Here is a 10430-nt window from a genome sequence, read left to right on the forward strand (position 1 = left end):
ACTCTGTCCTGAGCGAGCGAGGCCCGTCTCAGGGGGCCCGATAACGGTAGGGCGCCGGGCCCCTCCGGTAACGCCAGGGCGGCGCTCAGCGCCGCGTTCGACGCGGGAAGGGCGGGGCCCTCGGGACCACGGGAGTTCTGGGGCCGCTCCCGCTCCAAGGCCGTCGTGACGGCCGGTGCCGACACCACCGGCCGTGGTGTCAGAGCCTTCGGCGCTGGCATCGAAGGGGGTCCTTCCCACGGCAGGGATGGTGCCGGGCGGTCGGGTGGTGTCCGCTGGACACTCCAGGCGCAGTGTGTCGGCCGGGGCGTGGCGGGAGCGTCACCTCCTCGTGGTCCGGGCGTCTCCGGGAGGCGAGGGCGCGAGCTGGTGCACCTCGCTCGGAGTAGGACGCAGGGTGATTCAGGGGGTGATGAGTCGGCTGGTGAAGCCGTCGGTGATGAGTGATTCGTACGCGGAGTGGATGTCGTCGGGGATGTCCTGGGTGATGGCGAAGCCTCGTTTCGGATACTCGATGAGTCGCTGGAGGTCGCCGACGAGCATGTCGAGGACGAGCCGGTCATCGCCGATGGCTTTGAGGTAGTCGTCCAGTTCGAGGGGTTCGGAGGCGCAGATGATCTCGGCTTCGGGCCAGAGCTTGCGGGCGGTGGCGTAGGAGCGGCGCTCCATGTAGGGCTTGGAGACCAGGAGCAGGGTGCCTGGGTGGATCCCGGCTTCGGTGAGGAGTTGGCGGGAGCGGGTGATGTTCTGGCCGGTGTTGGTGGCGTGGGGTTCGACCAGGATCGCGCTGTCGGGGACGCCGAGGGTGAGGGCGTGCTCGCGGTAGTGGACGGCCTCGCCGCGCGGGAAGCGGGCACGGGTGGTGGGGCTGTTGCCGCCGGAGAACACGAGGGTGGGGAAGAGCCCGGCCCGGTACAGCTGTGCGCAGTGTCCGGCGACGCCCAGATCATGGCTGCCGAGTCCGATGGCGACGTCGACGGGCCGGGCTTGGTGCCCCATCTGGTGGAAGTCCCAGAGCAGACGGGCATGGTGGCGCTGGGTGTCGGTGAGGGTCTGGAGGTGGTGCGTGGTCATGTGCTTCTCCCTGGTCACCGCCCCGGGGAGTCTGATGCCCTGGGGATCGTGGTCCGGATGCTCTCGATGCTGCGGAGCTGGTGGCTGAGGCTGTACTCGGCCGCCAGTCTCGCTGCCTGGTCGAGCTTGCGGACTCCATCATCGACGGTTGCCGGGTCTGACAGCAGGATGTGGCCGTAAGCGGTGTTGAGCCGGACGCATTGCATGGGTGACTCGGTGATGCCGGTGTTCTGCGCGATGGTGATGCATTGCAAGGCGTGTGTGAGGTTGCCGGAGCCCCGGTGGGCGAGGGCGAGCTTCTGGTGGGCGACCGACCAGTCCTCCGGTTCGGTGAGGTCTTCGAAGTTCCTGGTCGCCGCCAGCATGACGCGAGCCGCGTAGTCGTGGTTGCCGTCTTTGCTCAGTGCGGTTCCGACCCACAGCATCGCTCGGGCTCGGTCCCGGAGGCCGAGCCGGTCATCGATCGCGAGCTGTTCGTAGTTGCGGGCCGCGGTTTCCAGACTGCCGGACATCTCCGTCACGACCGCGAGGGAGAGATCGAGCTGGGCGACACGGCGGGGGATGCCGAGCTGGGTGAAGATCGAGCGGGCTCCCGTATAGGCCTGGTGGGCCGAGAGCGGCCCGATGACAGCCCCCTGATCTCGTCTGAGGTCACCCAGTAGCGCGGTGGAGCGGGCGAGGAGATACAGCCCTTTGTCGTCCAGCTCCTTTGATGGGAACCGGGGCAGCCACCGGCCTAACAGGTGGTCTGCGAACGCGAAGTTCTGCTGGTTGAGGGCGACGACGGCTCGTTCCAGATCGTCGGACCATGACTCGTACTCCCAGGCCCGCGGGCCTGCGGCCGTGACACGGCGGTGCTGGCCCTCAGTGGGCCGTGATGCTTCGGATAGAAACGTCTCAAACCGCAGGTGTACGGCAGCGTCACTTCTGGCGAGCGCGGTATCCAAGATCGCCTGGGTGTCTGGCCGGGGTGCGGTCGAGGCAAGGAGACGCTCCCACTTCGAGATGGTGCGCACCGCGACACCAAGGTGGTCAGCGAACCCACGCACGCTCATCCGCAGCGCGAGACGCAAGGCACGGGCTTCCACACCCGTCCAGTGGTGCACGGTCGCCATGCGTCACTCCCTTCTGGAACGTCATGCAACCACGGTCGCCCCTCCCGGAGGGACGGAAGTGCAACGGAAGTACCACAGAGGGTCATTTCTCCCCGAGGGCTCGGCGAGGACGATTCAGCATGCGGGCCGGATCCCGGCGTCCTCGGGGCGGCCAGGCCACCACTCCCCACGTTCTCGGACGGATATCCCATGGAACCCCTCACTGAGTCTCGTCAGGTCAGCGGCCCCGTCGTCTTCGGCTTTCTCCGGCTAGTGAGAGTCTCCGGCGCCCGGAAGATAGCGCTGGAAACAGCGCTCACCGACTACTGTCGCCAGCACGAACTGACCCTGTCCGGACTCTTCGCCGAGGACACCGGACCTGCCGAGTCGGCGGCGTTCACGGGACTAATGGACGTCCTGGCACTCCCCGGCACCTACGGCGTGGTACTGCCCTCCGCGTCCCATCTCGGCACCAAGACCACCGCAGCCGCACGGATCAAGCGCATCAACGCCAGCGGAGCCCGGCTGCTGTTGATCCGCTGCGCCACCAAGCCCTCCCATCAGCCAGGTGGCCACTCTGCCACCCTCGACGTACTCGAAACCGCCACAGCTCTGGAGGCGGAGACATGATCCCGGCTCAGCGGCTCAGGACCGACGAAAGAGCCTTCACCTCCTCTCCTACCTCCGTCGGACTGGCCCGCGAATTCACCGCTAAAGCCCTCCTGCGCTGGGGCCTGGAGTCCTTGACGGACGACATTCGGCTGAGCGTTTCCGAACTGGCGAGTAACGCCGTCCTGCACGGTGACGGACACGAGTTCGTCATCCGTCTCACCTCCGATAACCACAGCGTCCGGCTCGAAGTACAGGACGGCGACCCTCGCTGGCCCACGCTCCGGCTCCCGTCCGAGAATGCCATCAGCGGACGGGGGCTCCACCTGGTCGCCGCACTCTCCGACGTCTGGGGTGTCGACGGCCACCTGCCCACAGGCAAAATCGTTTGGGCCCGATTCGAGATCGTCTGTGCCTCACACGAGCCACCAGAACACACGAGCCCGCCAGAACCGGATAGGGGGACCCGCGCGTGAGCGGGCCACCCGTCGCGTACCTCTGTCGCGTCCTGGCGGAGGGTCCGGTCTATGGGTCGGGTGAGGTCGTTCCGTACGTTCTCGACACTCTGCGGACCCGCTCGCAGGACATCGCCCTGACGTGGCTGCGAAAGCAGGCCCTGCGGCTCGCCAACGGTCTCGACCCCGACCCGGATCGGGCGCCTTGGGCGACCCGCTGCGACTGCGTACCCGTCCCCGACGCTCCTACCGAGATACGGGTGTGGGCCACGGATCCCGCCGAGGACCACGCCGCGCGGGCCCGGCTCGATCAGGGCGTGGCCGTCTCCGTCGTCATCCCGGACGGACCCGATCGCTACACCCTGGCGATCATCCCCCGCCCCGCCCGTGTCCTGTACATCCAGCCCTTCCTCGCCCTCCACGCCTTTCCACCACGAGGTGAACCCGTGCCCCGCACCGGACGTGACCACGTCCTCGCCACACGCGCAAGCATCATCACCCGCTACCGCGCTGGCGAGACCCTCAAGGCCCTCGCCGCCGAGTTCGGTGTGAGTGACGCCTGGCTGAAGAAGCAACTGACCCGCTGGGACGTGCCCGTACGCGATGTACGCGCCGCCCGCATCCTCCGCGCCCAGCAGCAAAGGAACCAGCCGTGAACGAACAGCAGCCCCCCACCTGCCAGACCTGCGACGACCTCGTCGCCGCCGAGCGCGCCGCCCGTATCTCCTACGACCACTCCCGGGCGACCGACTGCCGCGTCCTGCTCCGCCGCCACATGGACACCGACCACCGGGCAGGTTAGGACCCCTCCAGGAGTGCTCAGCGCGTCGCGGCCAGGCGGGCGAACTTCAGCAGGCACGCCATCAGGGCCCACGGGCCCGACGCCGCACAGCCTCAGAGGAGGCCACTGCGACCGGCGAGGCCGCGCAGGTCCGTCGTTGTGGATCCAGAGACCAGCAATTCGGCGATGAGGGCCCTGGTCGCAGGGCGGGTGCGAGCCTCCTCGGGAGCGCAGTGTTCTGCGGCGAGGAGGGTGCGGAGGCAGTCGGTGCGGCGGCCGAGGCGGTGGTACGTGTGGGCGATGTCGCTCAGGGCTCGGGAGCGGCGTTCGATGCTGGGGAGGGCCCTGAGCGGGATGGTACGTGCGGCATCGAGCGCGGCGAGTGGATCACCCGCATGATTCTCGGCGCTGATCCGGTGGAGTCGCACTGTCAGAGGGCCGAAAGCCGCGTGGTCGGACGGCGGGGTGGCGCTGGTATCGAGTTCTCCGGCGATGGCGGCGGCTTCGTCGGTGAGTTCGCGCATTCCCTCGCGGTCTCCACCCCGGGCCGCGGTGTAGGCGGCACTCTGGACGAGGAGTCCCCGGAGCGCGTTCCCGGCCCGGCCCGCGTTGCGGAGATCCCGGTCGTCGGCTGCCGACAGCGCGATCGACAGTGCCTCGTCGTGCCATCCGGCTCGGCGGGCGAGGACGGCGAGCTGACGCGCGGACTCGGCGGCCTGAACGGGATCCTGGGCGGCGTCGGCGGCCTGGCGGGCACGGTCGGCGGCCATCCAGCCGAGCTGCTGTTCGTCGAGTTTGACGAGCATGCGCGTGGCGAGCAGATAGCTCCGGGCCAGAAGCCGGTAGCCGCTGCGTGTGCCGTCGGCAGCGGTGAGGGTGTGTCCGGCACGGATGACGCGCGGCAGGCGCACGGCGAGGGAGGCGTAGCGGCAGGCGTCGAAGTCCGCGACCGCGTGGGTGACGTCGGTGGCCAGGGCCCCGGGGGACAGCGCGGTGGTGGCCGTGCCCAGGCCGAGCATGGCGTCCCGAAGCCGTGCGGTGAGCAGTTCGCCGAGAAGGACCTCGTCCGCCTCCGCGGCTCCGGTTCCGAGCAGCGGCGTTCCGACCGCTGCTGCTGCGGCGGTCATGCCCGCGAGCAACCTGCGTCGCTGCAAGGGATCGTCACCGTCCTTCCGTCCAGGTGCCCCCACCCTAGGGGCTGGCATCCGGGGATAGGGGACGGTCGGCCGGACCGGTTGGCCGTGTCGGGCGTCCGGTGTGGCGAGGCCGAGCTGCCACCCGGCCGGGTCGAGCCCGGACGTCGGCTCGGGAGCGCCGGTGGCTTCTTTCCCTGGTGCCGAGGTGTGCCTACGATCCCGAGCATGAAGGGACTGAGGTTTGCCCGCTTCGCCTGGCGAGGCGCCGTCCACCATGGTCGGTTGGATTGCTCCGATGGTGATGAAACGGTGGTGCTGCTGGATGGTGACCCTGTTCGGGGACCAGTCGGGCTCACCGGGCAGACGGTTCCCTCGGCTGAGGTGCGGCTCCTCGCGCCCGTACTGCCGGGGAAGATCGTGGCCGTGGGCCGGAACTACGCGGATCACATCGCGGAGATGGGGATGGGGACTCCAGCCGTGCCCCGGCTCTTCTTCAAGCCTCCGTCCGCAGTGATCGGGCCCGGGGAGCCGATCCGCTATCCGGCCCAGTCCCGGCAGGTCGAGTACGAGGCCGAACTGGCCGTGGTCATCGGCCGTACCACCCGGGCCGTGACGGCGGCGGACGCGCTCTCCCATGTCTTCGGCTACACCTGCGCGAACGACGTGACCGCGCGGGACATCCAGAAGGCGGACGGGCAACCGTCGTGGGCGAAGGCGTTCGACACCTTCTGTCCGCTCGGCCCCTGGATCACCACCGGGCTGGACCCCACCGATCTGGAGATCGCCTGCCATGTCAACGGCGAGCGGCGCCAGCACGCGCGTACGGACCTGCTGCTCTCCCCGGTGGCCCGTCTGATCGAGTACATCAGCGCCGCCGTCACCCTGGAGGCCGGAGACGTCATCCTCACCGGGACCCCGGCCGGGGTGGGACCGGTCGTGCCGGGGGACACCGTGGAGGTCTCCGTCACCGGAATCGGCACCCTGTCCAACCCGGTCGCCTCAGGAGCGCAGTAGCTCCGCGAACGCCCGACCGGCCGGGAGCCGATGCCGGGAGGCGAGCGCGCCGAAGTTCTCCGCGTACCGGACGACCATCCCCGTACGGTGCTCACGCGGGAGAGCCTGGAGGGCTCCGCTGGCCGTTCGGTACGCCTCCTCCACCTCGCCGCCCCGTACCAGGGCGGTGGCCCGGTCGAGACGGATCAGCGTGGGATCCAGGTACTCCGTGGGTGCATAGGCGTCCAAGGCCCGGCGCTGGACCTTCCACGCCTCCTCCACCCGGCCGAGATGGGTCCAGGCATTGCCGACGTGGAAGAGGAACTGGCGCTCGGTGTAGCCGAGGGCGATGTCGTTGCGGTCGTCCTCGCTGAGTTGCCCGAACATCTCCTCCGCCCTTCGCAGGAGCGGAAGAGCCTCGGTACCCCGGCCCATCCGGGCGAGCGCGCGGGCTTCCACGACCAGGGCGCGGACCGAGGCGGGACCCACGATGGAGCCGATGTGGTGACGGGCCCGGGTCGCCTCCGCGCGAGCGGCCGAAGGGGTTCCGTAGTACAGAGAGACGATGGCCGACCGCACGGCCAGCGTGCCTTCCAGATGGGTGTCCCCGGCCTCTGCGGCTGCCAGCCGACCGGTGTGGAACCAACCCCGGGCCTCCCGGTGCGCCCCCAGCGCCGATGTGAAGATTCCAGCGAGCGCGGAGAGCTGGGCGGTGATACGGCACAGGCGTCGGCGGTGCCGTATCGGCTGCCGTTCCTCCAACAGCCCGCGCACCTCAGCGATGTCACCCAGCAGGTCCGCCAACAGCGCCTGGGGCGGCAACGACTGGTAAGCGCGGGCGTAGTCCTGCGCCGCAGCCTCCCAGCGCTCCAAGGTGAGGGCCCCGATCGGCGACGCCTCCAGAGCCTCATCCATGCGCTTGCGCGACGCCTCCATGAACTCCAGGGCCGCTGGTGCGAGCAGCCCGGCCCCCACACCGATCAGTGCCAGCGCGTTGCGTCGGTTCACGTCCTCCTCCTCTGTCGCCTCGGGTCCGTGGCTGTCACCCCGCCCTTCGCATAACGCCGCCTGCGGTGAGTCGGCGGGCACGAGGAGTACCTGAGCCGTGTAGCCGGGGAACAGATGCTCCAGGACCTGGCGGGCGTCGTCCCGGGGCATGGTCTTCACCCGGCCCACGATCCGCCACCGGTCGAACTGCCGACGCTGGGGCGGCACGGCGTCCAGCCCCAGGGCGCCAGCGGCGGCCACATACTCCCGCGTGAACCGCGCATAGCTCCGGCCCTGCTTCCTGAGCAGTGCCCCAAAGACCGTCAGCTCAGCCACGGAACCTCCCACATCGACCTGATCCGGACAGATCCGATGGTGACGCACGACTGATCGCTCTGGGACCCCAAGACCAAGAAGTCCACCTCACGACCACACTGAGTCAGTTCAGGGCGCAGAAGGCCAGGAGGAGCCCGTTTCGCTGTCCACGACGAGCGGACCAGCATGCGGCAACGCGCGACCAGACCGCCGCGCGTCACCGACCCAGCGGGAGCGTGCCCAGTGATGACCATGAAGGTGTACCGGGTCTCCGCCAACGGAAAACGGGAGCCCATCGCCCCGGAGATCGTGGTGGGTGATGGGGAAGGGCCACTCCTGCCCCTGGAACCGTGCTACTCCTCCGCCTACCCGCCGTGCGCCTGCCCACTATGCGCGGGCACGGGCGAAGACCCCACGCCGTGAACGGCCCGCCCGTCGCTTACCTTTGCCGCGTCCTGGCGGAGGGTCCGGTCTATGGGTCGGGTGAGGTCGTTCCGTACGTTCTCGACACTCTGCGGACCCGCTCGCAGGACATTGCCCTGACCTGGCTGCGAAAGCAGGCCCTGCGGCTCGCCAACGGTCTCGACCCCGACCCGGATCGGGCGCCTTGGGCGACCCGCTGCGACTGCGTACCCGTCCCCGACGCTCCTACCGAGATACGGGTGTGGGCCACCGACCCCGCCGAAGAGCAGGCCGCGCGGGCCCGACTCGATCAGGGCGTGGCCGTCTCGGTCGTGATCCCGGACGGACCCGATCGCTACACCCTGGCGATCATCCCCCGCCCCGCCCGCGTCCTGTATGTACATCCAGCCGTACTTCCACTTGCACCGCACGAGGAGATGACCCGTGCCCGCCACCGGACGCGACCACGTCCACACCAACAAGACGACGGTGATCGCCCGCTACCGCGCGGGCGAGACCCTCAAGGCCCTCGCCGCCGAGTTCGGTGTGAGTGACGCCTGGCTGAAGAAGCAACTGACCCGCTGGGACGTGCCCGTACGCGATGTACGCGCCGCCCGCATCCTCCGCGCCCAGCAGCAAAGGAACCAGCCGTGAACGAACAGCAGCCCCCTACCTGCCAGACCTGCGACGACCTCGTCGCCGCCGAGCGCGCCGCCCGTATCGCCTACGACCACTCCCGGGCGACCGACTGCCGCGTCCTGCTCCGTCGACACATGGACACCGACCACCGGGCAGGTTAGGGCCCCTCCAGGAGCGCTCAGCGCGTCGCGACCAGGCGGGCGAAGACCACCACGTTGCCGGTGTAGCCGTCGGCGCGGGTGTAGCGGCCGCCGCAGGTCATCACGCGGAGTTCGGCGTAGCCCGTGTCGCCGTACACCTGGGCTGCGGGGACGTCGTTCTTGTCGTACACCTCCACTCCGTACACCTCGAAGACCGCTGTTGTGCCGTCGAGCCGGGGCACTTCGATCCGGTCGTCCTTCCGCAGTGTCCCGAGGCCGAAGAAGACGGCCGGGCCCGCGTGGTTGTCGACATGGCCGGAGATGACGGCGGTACCGCGCTGACCGGGGGAGATGCCGTTCTGGTACCAGCCCGCGAGATGGGCGTCGCGGGCGGGCGGGGCCTCGATCCAGCCGTCGGCGTCGAGTTCGACGTCCATCAGGGGGGCGTCGATGTCGAGCCGGTCGATCCGGACGCGGTCCGGGAGGGCGAAGGCCATCGCCCTCGGGGGCACCAGCGGGGTGAAGGTCTCACCGGGCACGCGGTCGAGCGACGCGGCGGCGGCGGGCTGGGGTGGGCCGAGGGAGACATCGACGCCGTTCTTCATCAGGGCGATCCCGGTGAGCATGACCAGCGCCAGGGCGCCCCAGGGCGAGGGTCGGCGTCGGCGCGCCCCACTGAACTCGTCGCCCATCGTTCTCCTCAGTCCTCAGCCTTGAGTGGTCTTCGGTCTCCGTACCGCTTCGGTGGTCGTCAGGCCGTCGTCGCGGGCATCACGTGGGCACGCTAAGTGAGCACGGGGGAGGCGGCGAGGAGGGAGGAGCGAACGGGTGGTGTCGCCACTCCTGGTGGGCCATCCGTGTCAGCGCGCGGAAAATCCCCGTCACCCCGCCCATGACCTGCGGCTCCGTCAGACAGCTCCGGCGTGTCGCGGGTGGGTGGTGGCCCCCGGGTGGCCCCCTGTCGACATGCGAGGAATGTCAGCCCCGGTGAGGGTTCGTCATGGAGGACGTACTCGTCGAACTACCCGGAGCGCCGCTTCGGTGCGTCCTCCGCTGGAGGTTCACGATGCGTGTTTCACGCGCTCTCGCCGCGGCCATCGCCGCGTGCGCGGCCGTCGGGCTCTCCGCCCCGCTGGCCGCCGCGGGTGGTGGTGGCCAGGACCAGGGTCCGATCCATGTCTCCGTCCATCCGCGCGCCGTCCACCAGGGCGGCATCCTCACCATCACCGTCCACGGCTGCAACCGTGGCGGCACGATCACCTCGAACGCCTTCCCGCCGGTCGGCGTCGCCCCGGGCCGGGTCGACGGCGGTGTCGGCGGCGACGGACGCGGCGGTGGTGCCGGTGGCGGCGACGGCCGGGGCGACAACCGGGCGGGCGGGAACGGCGGCCACGGTGACAACAAGGGCGGCGTGGGCGGTGGCGATGGACGCGAGGGCGGGGCGGGCGGTGGCGACGGGCGTGAGGGCGTCGGTGGCCGGGGCGGCGGGAACACCTCCTCCGCGCTCGCCCGGATCCATGACCGCACCTCGCCCGGCCACTACAACCTGGCCGTCCGCTGCCACGGCAACCCGTCGGTGGGCGGCGCCCACTTCCGGGTCGTGCGGGGCCGGGGCGCGCTCGGCGGTCTCGGCGGCTCCGCCGGACCCAGCACCACCGAGACGGCCGTCGGCGCCGGACTGGTCGGCGTCGCGACCGTCGGCGCGGTGGTCTTCATCGCCAGGCGCCGCCGTACCGTCGGCGGACGGGTCTGACCGGCCGAACCTCCCGGTCACCCGAGACACCCGGTGGCCCGGAGTCCTGGAG

The 10430-nt window shown here is 69.9% G+C and carries 13 protein-coding genes and 1 pseudogene; 8 read left to right on the plus strand and 6 right to left on the minus strand.

The features are described 5' to 3' along the window. From ACFVIM_RS28295 to ACFVIM_RS28305, 3 genes and pseudogenes are all read right to left on the minus strand, one after another. Positions 1 to 221 (minus strand): annotated as a pseudogene (locus ACFVIM_RS28295) (hypothetical protein); the annotation flags it as partial. 181 nt (positions 222 to 402) lie between these two features. Then, the gene (locus tag ACFVIM_RS28300) at positions 403 to 1074 is read right to left on the minus strand and encodes a YdcF family protein (RefSeq protein WP_384307016.1); all 672 of its coding nucleotides are present in this window, start codon (positions 1072 to 1074) and stop codon (positions 403 to 405) included. 14 nt (positions 1075 to 1088) lie between these two features. Then, a complete protein-coding gene (locus ACFVIM_RS28305) occupies positions 1089 to 2189 on the minus strand; it encodes a helix-turn-helix domain-containing protein (RefSeq protein WP_384307019.1) in 1101 nt (366 codons plus the stop codon). A gap of 189 nt (positions 2190 to 2378) precedes the next feature. On the opposite strand from ACFVIM_RS28305, the gene ACFVIM_RS28310 reads away from it, so the two are divergent. From ACFVIM_RS28310 to ACFVIM_RS28325, 4 genes are read left to right on the plus strand one after another with little or no spacing between them, the layout of a single operon-like run. Then, positions 2379 to 2798 (plus strand): hypothetical protein, encoded by a 420-nt coding sequence (locus ACFVIM_RS28310; protein WP_384307021.1) that lies wholly within the window; start codon positions 2379 to 2381, stop codon positions 2796 to 2798. After that, on the plus strand, positions 2795 to 3253 hold the full coding sequence (locus ACFVIM_RS28315; RefSeq protein WP_384307024.1) for an ATP-binding protein: 459 nt from the start codon (positions 2795 to 2797) through the stop codon (positions 3251 to 3253). Before ACFVIM_RS28310 ends, ACFVIM_RS28315 begins: the two co-directional genes overlap by 4 nt. Beyond that, on the plus strand, positions 3250 to 3888 hold the full coding sequence (locus tag ACFVIM_RS28320) for a hypothetical protein (protein ID WP_384307027.1): 639 nt from the start codon (positions 3250 to 3252) through the stop codon (positions 3886 to 3888). The genes ACFVIM_RS28315 and ACFVIM_RS28320 overlap by 4 nt, the downstream gene beginning before the upstream one ends. After that, on the plus strand, positions 3885 to 4034 hold the full coding sequence (locus ACFVIM_RS28325; RefSeq protein ID WP_384307030.1) for a hypothetical protein: 150 nt from the start codon (positions 3885 to 3887) through the stop codon (positions 4032 to 4034). The genes ACFVIM_RS28320 and ACFVIM_RS28325 overlap by 4 nt, the downstream gene beginning before the upstream one ends. Before the next feature lie 92 nt (positions 4035 to 4126). Here the strand turns inward: ACFVIM_RS28325 and ACFVIM_RS28330 are convergent, their stop codons facing one another. Beyond that, positions 4127 to 5167, minus strand: a complete 1041-nt coding sequence (locus ACFVIM_RS28330; protein WP_384307032.1) for an XRE family transcriptional regulator — start codon at positions 5165 to 5167, stop codon at positions 4127 to 4129. A 216-nt stretch (positions 5168 to 5383) separates the two neighbouring features. Here ACFVIM_RS28330 and ACFVIM_RS28335 point away from each other — a divergent pair, with 216 nt between their 5' ends. Further along, positions 5384 to 6163 carry a fumarylacetoacetate hydrolase family protein gene (locus tag ACFVIM_RS28335; RefSeq protein ID WP_384307046.1) on the plus strand — a complete coding sequence of 260 codons (780 nt, stop codon included), beginning with the start codon at positions 5384 to 5386 and terminating at the stop codon, positions 6161 to 6163. On the opposite strand, the gene ACFVIM_RS28340 is transcribed toward ACFVIM_RS28335, so the two are convergent. After that, on the minus strand, positions 6149 to 7465 hold the full coding sequence (locus tag ACFVIM_RS28340) for a hypothetical protein (RefSeq protein ID WP_384307034.1): 1317 nt from the start codon (positions 7463 to 7465) through the stop codon (positions 6149 to 6151). The genes ACFVIM_RS28335 and ACFVIM_RS28340 overlap by 15 nt on opposite strands. A gap of 825 nt (positions 7466 to 8290) precedes the next feature. On the opposite strand from ACFVIM_RS28340, the gene ACFVIM_RS28345 reads away from it, so the two are divergent. Together ACFVIM_RS28345 and ACFVIM_RS28350 are read left to right on the plus strand one after the other, a co-directional pair. Further along, positions 8291 to 8500 carry a hypothetical protein gene (locus ACFVIM_RS28345; protein ID WP_384307036.1) on the plus strand — a complete coding sequence of 70 codons (210 nt, stop codon included), beginning with the start codon at positions 8291 to 8293 and terminating at the stop codon, positions 8498 to 8500. Continuing rightward, positions 8497 to 8646, plus strand: a complete 150-nt coding sequence (locus ACFVIM_RS28350) for a hypothetical protein (protein WP_384307039.1) — start codon at positions 8497 to 8499, stop codon at positions 8644 to 8646. The genes ACFVIM_RS28345 and ACFVIM_RS28350 overlap by 4 nt, the downstream gene beginning before the upstream one ends. Before the next feature lie 17 nt (positions 8647 to 8663). On the opposite strand, the gene ACFVIM_RS28355 is transcribed toward ACFVIM_RS28350, so the two are convergent. Further along, entirely contained in the window at positions 8664 to 9317 is a 654-nt protein-coding gene (locus ACFVIM_RS28355; RefSeq protein WP_384307041.1) for a class F sortase, read from the minus strand. Positions 9318 to 9691: 374 nt separating this feature from the next. Here ACFVIM_RS28355 and ACFVIM_RS28360 point away from each other — a divergent pair, with 374 nt between their 5' ends. Then, on the plus strand, positions 9692 to 10378 hold the full coding sequence (locus ACFVIM_RS28360) for a hypothetical protein (RefSeq protein ID WP_384307043.1): 687 nt from the start codon (positions 9692 to 9694) through the stop codon (positions 10376 to 10378). Positions 10379 to 10430: the final 52 nt, after the last annotated feature.

Origin of the sequence: Streptomyces sp. NPDC057638 (genome assembly GCF_042800315.1) — a bacterium.
Classification (GTDB): Bacteria; Actinomycetota; Actinomycetes; order Streptomycetales; family Streptomycetaceae; genus Streptomyces.

Bases quoted from the DNA above. Each gene is read 5' to 3' on its own strand.
- ACFVIM_RS28300 (WP_384307016.1), bottom strand. From the start codon at position 1,074: ATGACCACGCACCACCTCCAGACCCTCACCGACACCCAGCGCCACCAT.
- ACFVIM_RS28305 (WP_384307019.1), bottom strand. From the start codon at position 2,189: ATGGCGACCGTGCACCACTGGACGGGTGTGGAAGCCCGTGCCTTGCGT.
- ACFVIM_RS28310 (WP_384307021.1), top strand. From the start codon at position 2,379: ATGGAACCCCTCACTGAGTCTCGTCAGGTCAGCGGCCCCGTCGTCTTC.
- ACFVIM_RS28315 (WP_384307024.1), top strand. From the start codon at position 2,795: ATGATCCCGGCTCAGCGGCTCAGGACCGACGAAAGAGCCTTCACCTCC.
- ACFVIM_RS28355 (WP_384307041.1), bottom strand. From the start codon at position 9,317: ATGGGCGACGAGTTCAGTGGGGCGCGCCGACGCCGACCCTCGCCCTGG.
- ACFVIM_RS28360 (WP_384307043.1), top strand. From the start codon at position 9,692: ATGCGTGTTTCACGCGCTCTCGCCGCGGCCATCGCCGCGTGCGCGGCC.